The 18,999-nt window shown below is 37.4% G+C and carries 14 protein-coding genes and 1 pseudogene; 9 read left to right on the forward strand and 6 right to left on the reverse strand.

All coding sequences use genetic code 11. The annotated features are described in order from the left end of the window. Window positions 1-244: 244 nt before the first annotated feature. A pseudogene (locus tag CUB63_RS04445) lies at window positions 245-1,368 on the reverse strand (YcbX family protein). 108 nt (window positions 1,369-1,476) lie between these two features. Here CUB63_RS04445 and rlmKL point away from each other — a divergent pair. The 7 genes from rlmKL (at window position 1,477) to rmf (ending at window position 10,272) form a co-directional block, all read left to right on the forward strand. Further along, the gene (gene rlmKL / locus CUB63_RS04450) at window positions 1,477-3,591 is read left to right on the forward strand and encodes a bifunctional 23S rRNA (guanine(2069)-N(7))-methyltransferase RlmK/23S rRNA (guanine(2445)-N(2))-methyltransferase RlmL (protein ID WP_109400847.1); all 2,115 of its coding nucleotides are present in this window, start codon (window positions 1,477-1,479) and stop codon (window positions 3,589-3,591) included. Between the two features lie 6 nt (window positions 3,592-3,597). Continuing rightward, entirely contained in the window at window positions 3,598-5,526 is a 1,929-nt protein-coding gene (locus CUB63_RS04455; RefSeq protein ID WP_006537375.1) for an ABC transporter ATP-binding protein, read from the forward strand. Between the two features lie 85 nt (window positions 5,527-5,611). Further along, a complete protein-coding gene (gene pqiA / locus CUB63_RS04460; RefSeq protein WP_109847546.1) occupies window positions 5,612-6,901 on the forward strand; it encodes a membrane integrity-associated transporter subunit PqiA in 1,290 nt (429 codons plus the stop codon). After that, a complete protein-coding gene (gene pqiB / locus CUB63_RS04465) occupies window positions 6,894-8,546 on the forward strand; it encodes an intermembrane transport protein PqiB (RefSeq protein WP_006537372.1) in 1,653 nt (550 codons plus the stop codon). Before pqiA ends, pqiB begins: the two co-directional genes overlap by 8 nt. Beyond that, window positions 8,546-9,118, forward strand: a complete 573-nt coding sequence (pqiC, locus tag CUB63_RS04470; RefSeq protein ID WP_006537371.1) for a membrane integrity-associated transporter subunit PqiC — start codon at window positions 8,546-8,548, stop codon at window positions 9,116-9,118. Before pqiB ends, pqiC begins: the two co-directional genes overlap by 1 nt. Before the next feature lie 98 nt (window positions 9,119-9,216). Continuing rightward, window positions 9,217-9,630: an ASCH domain-containing protein gene (locus CUB63_RS04475; protein WP_109847547.1), complete on the forward strand. Its 414-nt coding sequence runs from the start codon at window positions 9,217-9,219 to the stop codon at window positions 9,628-9,630. Window positions 9,631-10,101: 471 nt separating this feature from the next. After that, window positions 10,102-10,272 carry a ribosome modulation factor gene (gene rmf / locus CUB63_RS04480; RefSeq protein ID WP_023581348.1) on the forward strand — a complete coding sequence of 57 codons (171 nt, stop codon included), beginning with the start codon at window positions 10,102-10,104 and terminating at the stop codon, window positions 10,270-10,272. A gap of 244 nt (window positions 10,273-10,516) precedes the next feature. Here the strand turns inward: rmf and fabA are convergent, their stop codons facing one another. Next, the gene (gene fabA, locus CUB63_RS04485) at window positions 10,517-11,035 is read right to left on the reverse strand and encodes a bifunctional 3-hydroxydecanoyl-ACP dehydratase/trans-2-decenoyl-ACP isomerase (RefSeq protein WP_006537368.1); all 519 of its coding nucleotides are present in this window, start codon (window positions 11,033-11,035) and stop codon (window positions 10,517-10,519) included. A gap of 83 nt (window positions 11,036-11,118) precedes the next feature. Further along, complete coding sequence (locus CUB63_RS04490) at window positions 11,119-12,861, reverse strand: AAA family ATPase (RefSeq protein WP_109847548.1); 1,743 nt, start codon at window positions 12,859-12,861, stop codon at window positions 11,119-11,121. A gap of 362 nt (window positions 12,862-13,223) precedes the next feature. Here CUB63_RS04490 and matP point away from each other — a divergent pair, with 362 nt between their 5' ends. Continuing rightward, a complete protein-coding gene (gene matP, locus CUB63_RS04495; protein ID WP_006537365.1) occupies window positions 13,224-13,685 on the forward strand; it encodes a macrodomain Ter protein MatP in 462 nt (153 codons plus the stop codon). A 168-nt stretch (window positions 13,686-13,853) separates the two neighbouring features. Here the strand turns inward: matP and ompA are convergent, their stop codons facing one another. After that, entirely contained in the window at window positions 13,854-14,975 is a 1,122-nt protein-coding gene (ompA, locus tag CUB63_RS04500) for a porin OmpA (RefSeq protein WP_109847549.1), read from the reverse strand. Window positions 14,976-15,323: 348 nt separating this feature from the next. Beyond that, window positions 15,324-15,875: an SOS-induced cell division inhibitor SulA gene (sulA, locus tag CUB63_RS04505; RefSeq protein WP_006537362.1), complete on the reverse strand. Its 552-nt coding sequence runs from the start codon at window positions 15,873-15,875 to the stop codon at window positions 15,324-15,326. Between the two features lie 228 nt (window positions 15,876-16,103). Here sulA and CUB63_RS04510 point away from each other — a divergent pair, with 228 nt between their 5' ends. Then, complete coding sequence (locus tag CUB63_RS04510; protein ID WP_072062773.1) at window positions 16,104-16,712, forward strand: TfoX/Sxy family DNA transformation protein; 609 nt, start codon at window positions 16,104-16,106, stop codon at window positions 16,710-16,712. Between the two features lie 71 nt (window positions 16,713-16,783). On the opposite strand, the gene yccS is transcribed toward CUB63_RS04510, so the two are convergent. Then, entirely contained in the window at window positions 16,784-18,946 is a 2,163-nt protein-coding gene (yccS, locus tag CUB63_RS04515) for a YccS family putative transporter (RefSeq protein ID WP_109847550.1), read from the reverse strand. Window positions 18,947-18,999 lie beyond the last annotated feature (53 nt).

Consider the following 18,999-nt stretch of genomic DNA (forward strand, 5'->3'; position numbering starts at 1 on the left):
CTCTTTTTATCGTCACTCATTATTTTTAATATCCTAAAAACAAATCTCCCCTAAATAATACTCCTGCAAATCAAATCTTCATCACTCTCTTTCTGTAATCTTTTTCTAAAAATAAAATGAGCTGATTGATAATTTATCATTGAATTCCTAATAAGATAATTCTTATTAAATAAACCGTCTTATTTAAAATAAAAAAGAAGATAAGGGCAAATTACCTTCTTTTAATTTGTGATAGAGATAAGTGTTATTTTTTATTAAGTGAAAGTTTCACATTACCGTTAGGCACACAGCTACAAGCTAAAATTTTACCTGAGCGTTTAATTGCTCCGGCTTTTAATGCATTAACATCCCCTTCATCTAATTGGATAACACAAGAGCCACAAAGACCTGCTCGGCAACTATAAGGAATGGTATAACCATTATTTTCAAGCTGTTCTAACAGAACTTCTTGGTTATTACCTTCGAAAACCTCACCGTTAAATTCAATACTGACAGTCTGTTCTTGTGTGTTTTCAACAATAGGTGTTGATTGTGTTTCAACAGGAGTCGTTACAAGATACTGTTTTGCTTTTTTATAAGCTAATACCTCAACAGTATCTCCCACACGAATAATGCCTGTTTGGCGAATGATGATATTTTGACCAAAGTCGACATCACCTGTTTCATCGCTACGGAATGTTTGCAGTGTTGCAAGTGGTTCTGTGTTAGGATGTTTAACGCCTTTATCAATACTAATTGTGGTCATGATGCAACGGCTACAAGGTTTCATCAGATCCATCACAACAGAGCCAACACGAATAGTCTGCCAAGTATCTTCTTCAAAAGGCTTTGCACCTGTTATGAGGATATTACCTCGAAATTGCTCAATATTAATTGAAGCGGGGCAACGTTGTTGTAAGTATTGAAATGAGGCTTCATTAATTAATAAGTAAGGGTAACCATCAGCGAAAGAAACAGCGGTTTCTGGGTTTTTTTCACTCGACGTGTCGATTTTTCGCCAGTCCAACGAAGTTGTACATCTATTTTTAAATAACGACTGAACCACTGATTTATTTCATCTGGTGCGACATACGCGGTAAAATGGTTACCCCAAACTTCTGTCGGTTGCAATGTGGTCTCAAAATCTTGATAAGTGATAGCAATACCTTCACCATCAGGCGCTTGAATATAAATTCCATTTGCCATGACCGTGGGAATAAAACACAGCAAAACGGGAAATTTTCGTGCCGTGATAAAAGTCCCTTCAGGGGTCGTTATCATAAAATCACGATCAAACGTGAATCCGCTCTCACGAGCAAATGCATGAGAAAGTCGAATTCCCTTCATCGATTTAACTGGGTGTATATAAAGGCGTGAAACGTTGATCATCGGTGCTCCCAAAAAGACATTATTATTTTTTATAGCCAGTAACTTTATGACAACGTAATACAATTAGCTATAATGCCCAACAATTTTATTTTAGGTGGTAACAATATTATGCGCTCTCTGTTTGCCAGCACAGGCCGAGGTCTGGAAGAACTATTAAAATCTGAACTTGAACACCTTGGTGCTCAGGCTTGCCAGATAACTCAAGGCGGTGTTTATTTTCGTGCTGATGATAAAACCATGTATCAGTCTTTACTTTGGAGCCGTTTAGCGTCACGTATTATGTTGCCGTTAAATGAATTCAATGTTTACAGTGATCTAGACTTATATCTTGGCGTGCAGGCAATTGATTGGAGTGAGATTTTTACTGTTGATCAGACCTTTGCTATCCATTTTAACGGCACGAATGACATTATTCGTAATAGCCAATATGGTGCATTAAAAGCAAAAGATGCCATTGTTGACTCATTTCAACGTAAAATAGGGCAACGTCCAGATGTCGCTAAACAATCTCCTGATATCCGCTTAACTATCCATCTTCATAAAGAAAAAGCCTCTCTATCTTTAGATTTAAGTGGTGATGGTTTACATCAACGCGGTTACCGTGACTTAACGGGTCAAGCGCCTTTAAAAGAAAATTTAGCAGCTGCGATTATTATGCGTTCAGGCTGGAAACTTGACACACCATTAATCGATCCAATGTGTGGCTCGGGTACATTATTAATTGAAGCAGCCATGATGGCGACAGACTGTGCTCCAGCATTAAATCGTGTGCATTGGGGATTCCGTCATTGGTTAGGCCATGATGAAGCGTTATGGAAAGAAGTGACTCATGAAGCTTTCGCCCGTTTCCGTGAAGGTAAAAAGAATACCACTGCGCGTTTCTATGGTTTTGATGTTGATAAACGTGTGTTGGATATGGCAAGAGCTAATGCCCGTAGAGCAGATGTTGCCGAACTGATCACGTTTGCTCATGGTGATGCAGCTAAACTGACAAACCCAGTCTCAACAGAAATAAAAGGGACAATTATCAGTAACCCACCTTATGGTGAGCGTTTAGAAAGTGAGCCAGCATTAATTGCATTACATAGCCAATTAGGAAGAGCGATAAAAGCACATTTCCCAGGTTGGAGATTGTCACTATTTAGTGCATCACCTGAATTGTTGAGTTGTATTCAATTACGTGCAGAGCGTGAGTTCAAAGCAAAAAATGGTCCTCTTGATTGTGTACAGAAAAACTATTTACTTTCTGATACACCATCAACGATTAACACTGGGCTTGCAGAAGATTTTGCAAACCGTTTGCGTAAAAATGAGAAAAAACTCGCGAAATGGGCAAAACAACAGCAAATTGAATGTTATCGCTTATACGATGCTGATTTACCTGAATATAATGTTGCTGTAGACCGTTATGGCGATAAAGTGGTTATTCAAGAGTATGCGCCACCTAAAACTGTTAATGAACACAAAGCCCGTCAGCGTTTATTCGATGTAATTAGCGCAACAATGGAAGTATTGGCATTACGTTCTGATCAACTGATTTTAAAAACTCGCCAACGCCAAAAAGGTAAACAACAGTATGAAAAAATGGCCGAAAAAGGTGATTTTTTCTTAGTTGACGAGTTTGGTGCAAAATTCTGGGTAAATCTTACGGATTACCTCGATACAGGATTGTTCTTAGATCACCGTATTGCACGAAAAATGTTGGGTGAAATGAGCAAAGGAAAAGATTTCTTAAATCTTTTTGCTTATACGGGTACGGCTTCTGTTCATGCAGGAATTGGTGGTGCAAAAAGCACAACAACAGTTGATATGTCACGTACCTACCTTGAATGGGCTGAGAAAAACTTCCAAGCGAATGGCCTATCAGGTAGACAACATCGTTTAATGCAGGCTGATTGTTTACAATGGTTAATGCAAAGCAATGAACAATTTGATGTGATTTTTATCGATCCACCTACGTTTTCTAACTCAAAGCGTATGGAAAATACCTTTGATGTACAGCGTGATCACATTGAACTAATGAAACATCTAAAACGTTTGTTGAGAAAAGGTGGAACAATTATGTTCTCAAATAATAAACGTGGATTCAAAATGGAACATGAAGAGTTAGCAAAAATTGGCTTGCGTGCAAAAGAGATAACACAGAAAACATTATCACAAGACTTTGCGCGTAACCGCCAAATCCACAACTGCTGGCTGTTAACTCATGCTGGTGAGGAATAATTTACAATGCCGTTAATTAGTTTGACTGGGGCTTATTTATCTTTCAGTGATGCTCCTCTATTAGATAGCACCGATTTATTTATTGAAGAAAATGAACGTGTTTGTTTAGTTGGGCGCAATGGTGCAGGAAAATCAACGCTATTAAGAGTGTTATCTAAAGAGCAACCTTTAGATGATGGTCAAGTTGTTTATGAACAAGATCTTGTGACTGCTCGCTTACAGCAAGATCCGCCAAGAGATATTGAAGGTACTATCTTTGACTTTGTTGCTGAAGGTGTTGAAGAAGATGCTAAATATCTAACGGATTATCATCATATTTCTAAATTGATTGAAACAGATCCTTCTGATAAAAATCTCAATAAAATGGCAGAGCTGCAAGAAGTACTCGATAGCCGTAACTTGTGGTTACTTGATAGCCGAATTGCAGAAGTGTTAGAAAAACTCGGTTTAGATGGTGAAGCTGAGCTTTCTTCTTTATCGGGGGGTTGGTTAAGAAAAGCAGCATTAGGGCGTGCATTAGTTAGCGCACCAAGAGTGCTGTTTTTAGATGAACCAACAAACCACCTTGATATTGAAACGATCCTTTGGCTTGAGAAATTCTTAAAAGATTTCCAAGGAAGTATCGTGTTTATTTCCCATGACCGTTCATTTATTCGAAATATGGCAACGCGTATTATCGATCTTGATCGAGGCAAACTTTCTTCATGGCCGGGAAATTACGATAAGTATCTTGAAAGCAAAGAAGAAGCATTACGCGTTGAAGAGCAACAAAATGCAGAGTTTGATCGCAAATTAGCGCAAGAAGAAGCGTGGATACGCCAAGGTATTAAAGCACGACGTACTCGTAACGAAGGTCGTGTACGTGCTCTAAAAGCATTGCGTGTTGAACGTAGTGAACGCCGTGAAGTGTTAGGCAGTGCACGTATGCAAGTCGAAGAAGCAACTCGTTCTGGTAAAATCGTATTCGAGTTAGAAGATGTTAATTATAGCATTGGAACTCGTAAGTTAGTTCGTGATTTTTCTGCCAAAGTACAACGTGGTGATAAAATTGCGCTGGTGGGACCAAATGGTTGCGGTAAAACGACATTATTAAAACTGATGTTAGGTGATTTAAAAGCTGACAGCGGCCGAGTGCACTGTGGTACTAAACTTGAAGTCGCTTACTTTGATCAGCACCGTGCAACACTTGATCCTGATAAAACAGTAATGGATAACCTTGCTGAAGGTAAGCAAGAGGTAATGGTAAATGGTCGTCCTCGCCATGTACTTGGTTATTTGCAAGACTTTTTATTTCCTCCTAAACGTGCGATGACGCCTGTTCGTGCCCTCTCAGGAGGGGAGAGAAACCGTCTACTACTGGCACGCTTATTTTTAAAACCAAGTAACTTGCTTATTCTTGATGAACCAACCAATGACCTCGATGTTGAAACATTGGAGTTATTAGAAGAATTGGTTGATGCTTACCAAGGCACCGTTTTACTGGTTAGCCATGACCGTGAGTTTGTTGATAATAGTGTTACTGAGTGTTGGATTTTTGAAGGTGATGGTGTCATTAACAGCTACGTTGGTGGATATTACGATGCTCAGCAACAACGAGCACAGTCGGTTTCATTAAAAAGTGAAACAAGAAAATCACGCAACGTACCAGAAAAAGCTGAAAAAGAAGCAAAAGTGAAAGATAGCTCTAAAAAGAACACGCGTACTAACAAGTTAAGTTATCATTTGGCGCGCGAGCTTGAGCAACTACCTGCTAAATTAGAAAGCTTAGAAACGCAATTAAGTGCATTACAAGAAGAAGTGAGTGGGGCGGATTTCTTTGCTCGTCCTCATGAAGAGACAGAAAAAGTCTTAAAAGCACTTGCAGATAAAGAACAAGAGCTTGAAACTGCTTTTGACCGATGGCAAGAGCTAGAATTGATGCAAAATGGCGAATAGCCAACCGAAAACGGGGCATCGCGCCCCGTTTTACTTTCTGGATTAAATATTCTTTTATTGATTATTCTAAATAAGAGGTGTCGCTGTGTGCTCAGGTCAACAACATCGTCATGAAGATAAACATGAGCAAATATTATGTCCTCAGTGCGATCTGGTGGTCAGTGTTCCTCAATTAGTACAAGGAACAAAAGCAACATGCCCTCGTTGTCATACTGTATTAATTGCACGTTGGCGTCAGCCTTTTTATCAACCTGTTGCTCTAGCAATCAGCGCATTATTTATGTTGCTAATGGCAAGTCAGTTCACTTTCGTGAGTATGGAAGTGGCTGGTATCACCAACAACATCACATTGATGCAAATTCCAACGGTTATGTTTAGTGAAAATTACGTCGAATTAGGCGCATTTTTCTTACTGTTTGTCCAAATTGTGCCAGCTTTTTGTATGGTGGCAATTTTACTGCTTTGTACGCCAATTCAATTGCCCAGAAAGCTACAAATTTGGCTATCACGTATTTTATTCCAATTAAAATCGTGGTGTATGGCAGAAATTTTTCTGGCGGGAATTTTAGTCAGTTTCGTAAAATTAATGGCTTATGGTGATATTGGACTAGGGCTTAGTTTTCTTCCTTATGTGCTTTATTGCTTATTTCAAATTCGAGCATTCCAGTGCCTTGATAGACACACTTTATGGGAAAAATTAGAACCCCGCCCAAATTACCCTGATATTGAATCAGGTCAATCGGGATTAAAACAAGGGGTTAGATTATGTCGCTCATGTACGGCAATCTTACCCGTAGATCAATACGAATGTAGTCGTTGTGAAGTGAAAGGACATGCAAGGAGACCTAAAAGTTTACAATGGACGGTTTCTTTGTTGATTACGTCACTTATTCTTTATATCCCCGCTAATTTATTACCAATCATGGTGACTGAATCATTAGGTAATGATATTTACTCCACAATTATGGCTGGGGTAATTTTGCTTTGGGAAGATGGCTCTTATCCTGTTGCGATGGTGATATTTATTGCCAGTATTATGGTACCAAGTTTAAAAATGGTAGCAATTGCTTGGTTGTGTTGGGATGCACATAAATCTAATGGAAAAAGAGATCCTGCTAGAATGCATTTTCTCTACGAAGTTGTTGAATATGTAGGGCGTTGGTCGATGATTGACGTCTTCGTAATTGCTGTTTTAGCTTCATTAGTCAGAATGGGGCGTCTGATGAGCATCTATCCTGATTTTGGTGTGGTGCTATTTGCATTGGTTGTAGTATTAACTATGTTCTCTGCAATGATGTTTGATCCTCGGTTGACGTGGGATAAGTGTACAACCGATGATGATAAACCCACGATTAAGGAGCCTAAGGGTGACTGAAAAGAATGAAACTGCTTTAACTGAAGCAAAAATTAACAAACTAAAAAGCTGGTCTCCGGTTTGGATCATACCACTTGTCACCTTACTGATTGGTGCGTGGATACTTTATTATCATTTCAGCCATCAGGGTCCAGAAGTTACATTAATTACCTATAATGCAGATGGCATTGAAGCGGGTAAAACCAAAATTAAAAGTCGCAGTGTGGATATCGGTTTAGTTGAAAGTGTCTCACTCGATAGTAATTTTAGTCGCGTTATTATTACGGCTCGCCTTGATAAAGAAATGAAAGAGTTGTTACGCGCAGATACTGCATTTTGGGTTGTAAGACCTCAAGTCGGTAAAGAGGGGGTAACGGGGCTAGGCACCTTGCTTTCTGGGGCTTACATAGAACTGCAACCGGGGTTAAAAGGTAAAGAAGAAGATGAATTTAATCTTCTCGACTCGCCACCGTTAGCTTCACCAGATGCAAAAGGTATTCGTATCAATTTAGTAAGTGAAGGGGCAGGCCAATTAAATGCGGGTGATCCTGTTTTATTTAGAGGTTACCAAGTCGGCTCTGTTGAAACCAGCGAATTCAACATTGAGAGCCGAGACATGCATTACCAACTCTTTATCAAAGCGCCTTATGACAAAATGGTGACATCAAATGTTCGATTCTGGAAAGATTCAGGTATCGCTTTTGATATGTCTTCATCGGGTGTACGTGTTGAAATGGCATCACTTTCTACACTCTTTAGTGGTGGAGTTAGTTTTGATGTTCCTGCGGGATGGGTTCCAGGTGATCCTATTGAACCTAAAACAGAATTCAAGCTCTACGATAATGAAAAGAGTATTCAAAACTCGTTATATACCGACTATCGTAGCTACATTATGTTCTTCTCTGATTCTGTAAGAGGATTGCAAGCAGGTGCCCCTGTGGAATTCCGCGGAATTCGCATGGGAACGGTTGTACAAGTGCCTTATTACACTAAAGGTATGCAACAATCATTGGATAAAGATTTTCGTATTCCTGTTCTTATTCATGTTGAACCAGAACGTTTTGCTAATGATGTCGGTGAGAGTTTCGACTTCGTTAAAGAAATTACTTTTGCTTCTAATAATGGATTAAGAGCATCATTGAAATCAGGTAACCTTTTAACTGGGGCACTTTATATTGATCTTGATTTCTACCCTGATGAAGCTAAATGGAAAGGGCCTCAAGAAGTTGCTGGTATCCAACAAATTCCAACAGTTAGCTCAGGTTTAGCGCAAATTCAGCAAAAAGTGATGACATCACTGGATAAGATCAACAATCTTCCTGTTGAGCCAATGCTTAAAGAAATGACGGCAACATTATCTGAAAGCCAAAAAGCGGTCAGTGAAGCGAAAGAAACACTGAAGTCATTGAATGCGATGATTGGCAGTGATGAATTTAGAAATCTTCCTAGTGATATTCAGCAATCATTGAAAGAGATCAATCGTAGTATGCAAGGCTTCCAACCGGGCTCTCCTGCGTATGGAAAAATGATTGATAATATGCAACAGCTTGATCAAGTGCTAAGAGAGATGCAGCCTTTATTGAAAACATTGAACAATAAAAGTAATGCATTAATTTTTGAGGCGAAGGAAGGTAAAGATCCAGAACCAAAGAGGGCTGAAAAATAATGAGATACATCATTGGGATATTTGTTTTGATGCTAACGGCATGTTCAAGCCAACCTGAGAAAACCTATTATCAGTTACCTGATATTTACCAAACAGGGGTATCAGCACAAGTCACGACAACACAGTCAGCGAAAAAGCCTCAAATCTGGGTTCAGCCGATCCGTTTGTCTAGTATGTTAGTAAATGCAGGTATTGTTTATCAAACGACGGATATTAACTATACCGTGGCAAATCAGCATCTATGGATTAATCCACTTGATCAGCAATTACAGCAGAACCTTATTTCAGGTTTAACTAAAGCATTGCCAGGTACTGTTGTTGCAAATCAACCTGTTGAAGATAACTTAGCGAAATTAACGGTCACAGTTAATTATTTTCAAGGCCGTTATGATGGACAGGTAATTATTTCAGGTGATTGGATTTATACTGAAAATAATAAAGTGATTAATCAGCCATTCTCTTTAGTTCTACCACAAACTGAAGATGGTTACCCTGCTTTAGTGCGTACATTAGGGCAGGGATGGGAGCAAGTTATTTCTGATATAGCGAAAGCAATTCAAGCTCAATATTAACGAATTAGTACTACATTTTTTCACACCCAATATTCACTTAAATTGTATTTAAGCAGGATATTGGGTTTTGTTTATTTAAAAATAACAAAGGAAACGATATGTTAGAAACTCTGAAAAAGAAATATCCCACTGCAATCAGTTGGTCATTTGGTGATAACCCAGAGTTGGCAGATGAACTTGCTATGCTGGTGGTAGAAGGAAAAAAAACGGCAACATGTAGTTCATTAAGTGGTTTTTTTAGTGACAGTGCTATTCCTGTTATTGGCGGTTTTAGTATTATTTTAAATAGCCAAAATGAGCCTGTTTGTGTTATTCGTACACGTTCTTTGCAGTTAATACGATTTAATGAAGTTACAGAAGAGCTAGCTAAGAGAGAAGGTGAAGGAGATTTAAGCTTGGCATATTGGCAAGAAGGACATAAAGCGTTCTTTAATCGAGAAGGTTTTTTTTCAGAAGATATGGAGTTGGTATTTGAAGAGTTTGAATTAATAGAAGTATGTAAGAGGTATTAATAGCTTATTTTGCTTTCAATGAGAGCTAATTCCTTAATAAAACAAGGTAATTAAAAAGAATTTTCTACGAAAAAAATAGCAACAGAGCAAAAATTAATACTTATCAACCAAGTCTTATATTGACATAAATTTAAACGTAAATATCAATTTATCTTATTTAATTTATTGGTTATATAAGGTAAAAATAACCAAAGTCACTTTTAATTATTATTTTTATTAAATATCAATATGTTAATTTTTGTCTTGGTGTGATCTTTAAAATAATTGATAAACCCTTTCAATAAAGTATTAAATAAAATAAATAATAACATTGATTATTAAGTTTGTAGTCAGCGCAATATCACAAATATGACATTTGTATTAACTTCTTTACTTGCTTAAATGCTCAATAAAGCGTATCAACTTATAGTGGTTGTTGAAAAACAATCATTATCTTTCCGCTTAAACTTAGAACGTGAGGGTTGTCTAGATATGAAAAGACAGAAACGAGATCGTTTAGCAAGAGCATTATCGAAAGGTTATCAAGCTGGTATGCAAGGTCGTTCAAAAGAACTTTGCCCTTATTTCGCCATTGATGCGCGTTCACATTGGCTTGGAGGTTGGCGACAGGCCATGGAAGATCGCCCAAGTCTGGTAAAATAAATAACCCGTCGTAGTGAAATAGATAATAGCTTATTTTTAGCTGTATTAAATATTATCACTAAGATTTTGCCGACAATCAAAACGAGGGTTATCTATATATATTCCTATGTACATATTGAACATAGGACAATTTGCATATAAATAACAAACAATTAATTTGGATATTAAAAAGGCTTACATTTTTGTAAGCCTTTTTACGTTATATTGTCATTATTTCTATAATAGATTCGGATGGTTATCTATCTTAGAATGCAGTTGTATCTTTAAATAAGCCAACTTTTAAGTCTTTTGCTTCATAAATCAGCTTACCATCAACATATACTTCACCATCGGCAATACCCATAATCAGTTTACGATTGATAACACGTTTGAAATCAATTTTATAGGTAACTTTTTTTGCTGTTGGTAATATTTGTCCAGTGAATTTTACTTCACCAACACCAAGCGCACGGCCTTTGCCTTCGCCACCAAGCCAGCCAAGATAGAAGCCGACAAGTTGCCACATGGCATCTAGGCCTAAGCAACCTGGCATAACAGGATCATTGACGAAGTGACAATCAAAGAACCATAAATCTGGCTTGATATCGAATTCTGCTTCGATAAAGCCTTTATTATGGGAGCCGCCATCTTCCGTCATTTTAATGATGCGATCCATCATTAGCATATTACCAGATGGCAGTGGTGGGCCATCTTGGCCAAACAATTCACCACGGCCGGAAGCAATGAGGTCTTCTTTAGAATAAGATTCGCGTTTATCAACCATTGTCTATATAGCCTTTATCAAGTGTAAGAGAACAGAATAGCTTACACTTGTACGCTGAACAACTCCGATCACTTGAAACAGAATTATCTGAATAGACGTAAGAACCAAGGTAATTTAGGTCTATCTTGATTATTTGCAAGTGTTATACGATCATGAATAACAGCTAACAAGTGTGAGTCTGATTGTTCTGCTTCACATTGCTCTTCATAATATGGCTGACGAGTCAGTAACGTTATTGCTTCTGCTACATGAGTAACAGGCCAAATATGAAATTTTTCTTCTTTTACCGCTTGTTGCACATTTTCGTTGAGTACAAGATGGCGAATATTGGCGAGAGGAATAATTACACCTTGTGCACCGGTTAACCCTCTTTGTTGGCAGATATCAAAGAAGCCTTCGATTTTTTGGTTTACGCCACCAATCGGTTGGACTTGACCAAATTGATCAACAGCACCTGTAACAGCAATTTGCTGATCAATAGGTTGTTGTGCCAGAGTACTAATAAAAGCACATAATTCAGCCAAAGAGGCGCTATCACCATCAACCTCTCCATATGATTGTTCAAAAACAATCGAAGTACTAAATGGCTGTGGTTGGTCTAAACGTAGTTCTGAGTTTAAGTAAGCTTGCATAATCATCATGCCTTTTGCATGAATATTTCCGCCAAGCTCAGCTTTTCGCTCAACATCCGTAAACTCACCATCACCTATATGTGCAACGCAGGTGATGCGAGTCGGTTCTCCGATTAAATCAGGGTATCCAGGGTAATCTAAGACAGAAAGTCCATTGATTTGACCAATAGCTTCACCTTCTGTTTGTATCATAACTTGGTCTTGTAAAATCTCATCACGACTACGTTCTAACAAATAACTGTGTCGCCATAGGCGATTTTCTTCTGCTTTTTTCAATGCATCAGCATTTAGAGAAGCATCATGATTAAAACGTATTGCATAACGAAGCTGGCGTAAGATCCATTCTAAATCTAGGCTTAGAATTAGCTGATCTTCATGTTGTCTTGCTGCTTGTGTTAATAAGACTTCCCAAGCATCCGCAGATAAAGAAGGGAGGCGATATTTTTGGCACAATGAGTTTACAAAACCACACCATTGAGAAAGCGTGGTTTCGTTATCTAAATACATGTCGTATTCATATTCACCATATAAAGCAGTGCTGCTTAGTTCCGGCTCCATAAATTCAAGCTCTTCAAGACTAAGTCTATCACCTACTAAAATAACACGAAGATTGAGTGGCATACTCTCAATAGGTAAAGGCAGGGATTGATTGTCATTCCAGACAAGCCATTCAAAACGCTGTTCTTCAACCATTTTTTTAAGGCGGAACCACATGAGTGGTTGTGCAAGTAAAGATTTTATAGAGAGGACTAAGATGCCACCATTTATTTTATGCAATAAGCCGGGACTGAGGGTGACTTCATCTTTGTGGCAATAGAATGAACCAAAAAGTTGTTCTGGCTCGATCCATTGGCAACAAGTAATAGATTCTGATGATGAAAATGCACCTTGTACATTTTCTTGCCAATAGATTTTATTGGTTTCTGCTTGATAACTGCCAACAACAGGATCAGTTTTGATCCCTGATTGCGTTAATGTGTCTGTCAGCATATCAAAGTAAGCAGTTGAATCATCCGCTTTTAACAGCATAAACTGCCCTGAATCCGCATTGTTTAACCATTGCAAGCTTTCATACAGGCGAGGTTGAACCTCACGAAGTAGAGATGCAGGTAATTGAGATGCTGTCTGAAAGAAAGTTTGGTAGGAGGCGTAATCAGGACGTAACGCCTGCCATTCTAATTCGTTGTTTTTCAAGGTTACCGTTTTTATTATTGATTAGTGAAAAGAGATAATTAGATATCGTATAATTTGATATCTATCCTGCAATAAGACGGTTCTTTAACTGTCATCAACTGCATAGGCAGGGAATATGTATCGCTACGACCTTATAATGACGAGTTTATAAAATTGGTCATTACGGTTTTATGATAGCGACGCTCGATTCTATCATAACGTGCTCAGAAAACTATCCCTTATCAAGGCCTGTTATTAATTGATAAGAAAGATTATCTAAAATAACTTTGCCTATAAAATAGGCAAAAAATTTCGGTTCAGTGGAAGTATTTTTGTAAAATTGTTGATATGCTACTATATAGTTACGCTGTCACGGGGGCTATATGAAATATCAACAATTAGAGAACCTAGAATGTGGTTGGAAATGGGCCTATCTAGTAAAAAAACACCGTGAAGGTGAATTAATTACCCGTTATATAGAAAAAAGTGCTGCGGATGAAGTTGTCGAGCAATTGTTGCTTCTTGAATCGCAACCATTAAAAGTTTTAGAGTGGATAGATTTGCATATGAATCCTGACTTATCTAATCGGATGAAGCAAACTATTCGAGCTCGTAGAAAACGTTATTTTAATGCTGAACATCAACACACGCGCAAAAAATCAATCGATTTAACGTTTAAAGTTTGGCAACGCTTATCTGCATTGTCACAACGAAGAGGAATAACATTATCAGAAACAATAGTGCAATTAATTGAAGATGCTGAGAGAAAAGAGCAATATGCATTAAAAGTGCATAATTTAAAAGATGAGCTTATTGAGTTATTAGTACGTGATAAAGAAAAATAAGTTACATCAATTTTGTCTTACTTTACAGGTTTTGGCAGTTTATTGTTATTAGCTTTTCGAAAATGTTCTTACCTTTATATTTTTACCTAATTTTATCACCATAAAAGAAAAACCCTGCCAGTGGCAGGGTTTTGAATTCATCAATAGTAGATTATTCTACTATCTGAATTATTGACCAGGTTGAACAACAACTTCAGTTGTACCTTGGATTTCAATTTCAACACGACGGTCTGGCGCTAAGCAATCGATCAGAGCTGAACGAGCTTTAACGTTGTCACATGTGTTGCCAGTAACTGGATTTTCTTTACCACGACCTTCTGCAGAGATGCTGTTTGCAGGGATACCTTTAGATACCAGGTAATCAACTACAGATTGAGCACGTTTTTCTGACAGAGGCAGGTTGTAGTTTTGTGAACCGATACGGTCAGTGTAACCGATAACTACTACACGACCTTGAGTTGGGTCGATGTTAGCCAGTTCATTGTACAGACCATTCAGAGCTTCTTGACCTTCAGCTTTCAGAGTAGATTTGTTGAAGTTGAACAGAACGTCTGAACGCAGAGTAAAGGTTTTGTTCTCAACAACTGGAGCTGGAGCTACAACTGGTGCTGGAGCTACAACTGGTGCTGGAGTTTCTTGGTTGAAACGGTAAGCAACACCAACACTCAGCATGCCGTTGTCTGGACGTGCATTCAGAGTACCTTTATCACCGATGTTGTTGATCCACTGATATTCAACACGGGTAGCGATGTTTGGAGTGATCGCGTATTCAGTACCTAATGCGAATACTGGAGAAACGCCAGTATCATTTTTAGAGAAACGTCTTTGAGTATCTGCTGAAGTTTCATCACCGGTTGCAGAAGGATCTTTTGAAGTTTCATTAACGGTTGCAGAAGAATCTGCACGCCATACCATACCACCTAAACGAGTATAAACGTCTAGGTCTTCCATTACTGGATAGCTTAATTTAGTAGTTAACTGGATACCTTGAGCTTTGAAAGCACCGTTGTTGTATGAACCTTTGTAAGTCATACGACCTAACCAGTCATAACCCAGCTCAAAACCTAAGTATTGGTTGTATTGATAACCAGCAAATGCACCAGCACCTAATTGGTCTTTATGAGTATTACCGTTACCGATAGATACATCATTCCATTGGTTGCTAGTACTTTGGTATTGAGACCAACCTAATTTACCACCAGTATACCAGGTATTGTCTTTTGGGGCTGCTTGCGCTGCAGTTGCGAAAGCTGCCACTGCCACTGCTAATGCGATAGCTGTCTTTTTCATTTTACACCTCGTTATCATCCAAGTTAGGCATTTGGCTTTAAGCCTTATTATTTGCCCTTGGTTAAATTATTGTTAGGAATCCAATACTTTCATCAAATGATGATCCCAAAAAATGGGATTTAAAGCATAACCTTAACGACATAAAGTCTACAATAAACTTAAAAAGTTACAAGTAATCCTTTAAAATTCGACTTAAAATTTTAAAAAGATCTGCTTTATCTCACAATGAGAAAGATTCTGTATTTTTGTTAAATTTATTGTAACTATATGATTTAGATTATAATTACATTTGACTTATCTTAAATGATACAAGGTCGTTTTGAGTATTAGGAAAACTCTTAAATTTCACTAATGGTAGTGAATTGAATGAATTTTTACTGAATTCAAATGTCGTTTAGAGGTATTGCTATTTTCTAAATGGATATTTGTATTAATTTGTTGTCGCATAATAAACCCGAGGGTTTTTCCTTTACTTGCAGCAGATTCTAATCGTTTCATCTCTTCTGACGATATTTCTGGTAACCAACCGAGTACGACACTGTAATTACCACTTGCCAACGCTTTTTCCATTAAATCAACTGTAGTTATCATATTTATATGATTTAATTGAATTATTTTGTTAAGTGGTAATCCGGCATTTTTTAACCAAGTACGATTTAGCTTTTGTTGTGGGTTTAGCCACAATAACCAACGTGATTCATAGCTATACTGTTTCAGTAATGGCAAAAGGATGTGATTAATGACGAGCGGATTTTGGTAGAGAAGTTCACTCACCATACCTTGTTTATTATTGCTATCGTAAGTCGCCACTGTTGAAGGGATAGATAGAGGTAATACCTCATTTGAGATCTCTTGGAGAATGGCGTTCTGTCTTGTCGGAGATGATGTTGAGAGTTTCATATTTACCTCGTTCCATATGCACTGTATGAATATACAGTATATCTATATTTCGCTTAAATCAAGCTCATTTTTTGAAAGTTCCTCTCAAATTTCATGTAAATTTCTATTTTTAAGTTGTTAACTATTGGCAATAAAAGGGAATTTCTTTATTGTCTTTCTTGTGATGTATTATGCATGTTTTTGAATTCAAAGATAAAATTTAATCTTAAAGTTTGTTTTGGAGTTTCAATGTTATTTTTACCTGAGCAAAGGAAGGCTCATTTGTTATCGCGTATTGCACAATATGGAGAGTTAACAACAAAGTCTCAATTTGGTGGTGTTAGCTTAATGATCGATGATGTTATGTTTGCTATCACATCTAACAATGAGTTTTATTTAAAAGGAAGTGGGTTTTTAGAAACTCTCTTTAAGGCAACGAAAATGAGTTCCTATACCTATTTGAAAAAAGGAATTCCTATCATATTGCGTTATTACCATATAACGGATTCGCTATGGAATAATCAGCAAAAATTAGATCAATATATTGATATGACATATCACTACAGCATCCAAGAATATTTAGGACAACGAAAGAAGCCTTGTAGAATAAAAGACTTACCTAATCTAGGTGTGATATTAGAAAAAAGATTGAATCAAATTGGTATTAATCAAGTTGAAGAACTGCGTTTAATCGGTGCTAAAGCGTGTTATCTAAAATTAATGCATGGCCACAATTTGAAAAATAGTGAACTTTTACTTTCATTGGCAGGAGCTATCGTTGGATGCCATCGTTCTGTATTACCTAGTCAACTTAAAATGGAGTTATTAGATTGGTACAACGAATTATCTTTCCAATAAAATAAAAAGCAATGACCGTTATTTTCTCTAATATACTTATAGAAATTAGAGAAAATAACGTCAATAAGAGACTAAGATTGAGGCAGGTTTTTTGATTCGCTTTGCTCAATAATTTGGATGCAGTTAATAATTTGTGGCAGTAAGTCCAATAGTAATCGGATTTGAGTAAGTACTAATTGAATGCGAGGATTATCGGCATTAGGTAATAGATTGATCCTTTCAATTAATTCTACATGAGATTGCTTAAATTCTTTGACTGGTGGCGTTTTGCGACGTAAAGCAGAATCGATATAACACACTGTATCATTAAGTAACGTGAGCACATTCTCGTCTTCTATTTTTGAACGATGAACGCCAAGAGCAGAAATATAACTGAGTAAAGTATGATTTAAACAAAGTAACTGAAAAGCCACTTCTTGGGATGCTTGATAGCTTTTGGGCTCTGATGACATATTTGAGATCAGGGAGGCTAATTCACCATCACTACTATGAGCATTTCGACGAGCAATTCGATAACTTAAGCTATTATCTTTCCCTTGGTAATACTGAATAAGTATGGCATCAAGATAATAACAGTTATTTGTCATTGTTTTTTGAATGACAACTGGTAGCTGACGGAATTTCCAGTCAGGCCAAATAAAGCTGACAGCAAACCAAGCTATGGCGCAGCCAATTAAGGTATCGATAATACGAGGAAGAGCAACATCATAACCTTCACCAAGCAAATTGAAACTTAATAAAACCAATAAAGTAATAAATAGTGTGGCATGTGCGTATTGTATGGTTCTAAATGCAAAAAAGAGCGTACCGGTTATTACAATTAAAACGAGTTGTCCTTCAATCGAAGGCACAAAATATAAAATAGGGAAGCCAATTAAAATACCAATAATAGTACCACTCACACGTAAAGTAAGACGTCGGCGAGTGGCATTATAGTTGGGTTGGCAAACAAAGAGGCTAGTTAATAATATCCAATAACCTCTATCCAATTGGAAAAATTGAATAATGGCATAGCCAATACATAACACTAGTGACATCCTAACTGCATGTCTAAAAAGCGCCGATTTTGGCGTGAGGTGCTCTTTTATTCTTAGTGCAATATCGCGCCATCCTGTTAAACCATCATCAGAAAGTTGTGTTTCTTCTTTTTGGTCATGGGATATTTGGTATTGCTCTGTACTAATACTTCGTAAAAGCGCATCAATGCCTTGAAGGTTTTGCAGTAAATTATTTAAAGGTGTTATTAATTGTGGTTCTGAGGTCGTTTTTTTTAAATGATTTAATGCATTCTCTAGATAATTTATAGCACGTTCTAATGAAGGATTATGCTGATATTTTTTATGCCAAAGAATAGATTGTGCAACTTGTTCACAAGCTCGAGCCTGCATAGAAAGTAAACGTTGAAACCGAAATAACACATCGCTATGCCGTAATTCATTACTTAATAGCTGGTATTGAGCATGTGACGAACTTGCTCGCTCATGAATATCTTGAGCAACGAAATAGTAATGAAGTGTGAAACGACTACTACGTTGGCCTCTATCACCTTTTAATCGACTTAATAATGTAACTTTAGTTTGGTTCATCGTGTCAATTAATTGGCTATTTGCCATTGCTAAATTATAAAGCGAGTGTTGATAGTCATCTTCGATATCTGGATCAAATAATGTCGCTTTAGCTTCGAGGTAAGTTGCGAGTTGTTGGTAACAGCGAGTTAGATTGTCCTGAACTGGGCGAATTGGGAATAATAAGTGACCAATTAATGTTAAAGAGTTATACCAAATAGCGCCTAATAATAATAAAACGGGTTGTTCATACCATTCTGGGAAAATAGGCATACCGAGCATAGTATAAATCGCGATTAATAAAGCACCAAAAGCAATAGTTGCGTACCGTTGCCCTAAAGCACCCAATAAAATAAATCCCCAAGTAGAAATAGCTAAACCACAAAAGAATAAAATAGGATATGGATAAAGTAATCCTATAGATGCTGAAGCAAGAAGAAAACAGCATAAAGTGATAACTAGGTTTTTTAAACGACCAACAAGCCTATCATCTAAGTCAGTTAATGCAGCCGCAACCACGCCTAAAGTTAGAGGAATTGTATATTTAGGCTCTTGCCCTAAAATCCAAGGAAACAAAGTCGTTCCTGTAAGCGCGATTATTATGCGAATATAATATAAAAAGTGGCTATTATAGATAAATCGGCGGGCGCCATTTAGCAAAGTGAACACAAAAAGCCCTTAAATAAACAAGATGAAGATAATTACCTCTTAGAATATAGGGT

Origin of the sequence: Proteus penneri (assembly GCF_003144535.1) — a bacterium.
Classification (GTDB): Bacteria; Pseudomonadota; Gammaproteobacteria; order Enterobacterales; family Enterobacteriaceae; genus Proteus; species Proteus penneri.

Coding starts and splice junctions, on each gene's coding strand:
- matP (WP_006537365.1), top strand. CDS start 13,224: ATGAAATATCAACAATTAGAGAACCTAGAATGTGGTTGGAAATGGGCC.
- CUB63_RS04510 (WP_072062773.1), top strand. CDS start 16,104: ATGTTATTTTTACCTGAGCAAAGGAAGGCTCATTTGTTATCGCGTATT.
- rlmKL (WP_109400847.1), top strand. CDS start 1,477: ATGCGCTCTCTGTTTGCCAGCACAGGCCGAGGTCTGGAAGAACTATTA.
- sulA (WP_006537362.1), bottom strand. CDS start 15,875: ATGAAACTCTCAACATCATCTCCGACAAGACAGAACGCCATTCTCCAA.
- CUB63_RS04455 (WP_006537375.1), top strand. CDS start 3,598: ATGCCGTTAATTAGTTTGACTGGGGCTTATTTATCTTTCAGTGATGCT.
- rmf (WP_023581348.1), top strand. CDS start 10,102: ATGAAAAGACAGAAACGAGATCGTTTAGCAAGAGCATTATCGAAAGGT.
- fabA (WP_006537368.1), bottom strand. CDS start 11,035: ATGGTTGATAAACGCGAATCTTATTCTAAAGAAGACCTCATTGCTTCC.
- pqiC (WP_006537371.1), top strand. CDS start 8,546: ATGAGATACATCATTGGGATATTTGTTTTGATGCTAACGGCATGTTCA.
- CUB63_RS04475 (WP_109847547.1), top strand. CDS start 9,217: ATGTTAGAAACTCTGAAAAAGAAATATCCCACTGCAATCAGTTGGTCA.
- ompA (WP_109847549.1), bottom strand. CDS start 14,975: ATGAAAAAGACAGCTATCGCATTAGCAGTGGCAGTGGCAGCTTTCGCA.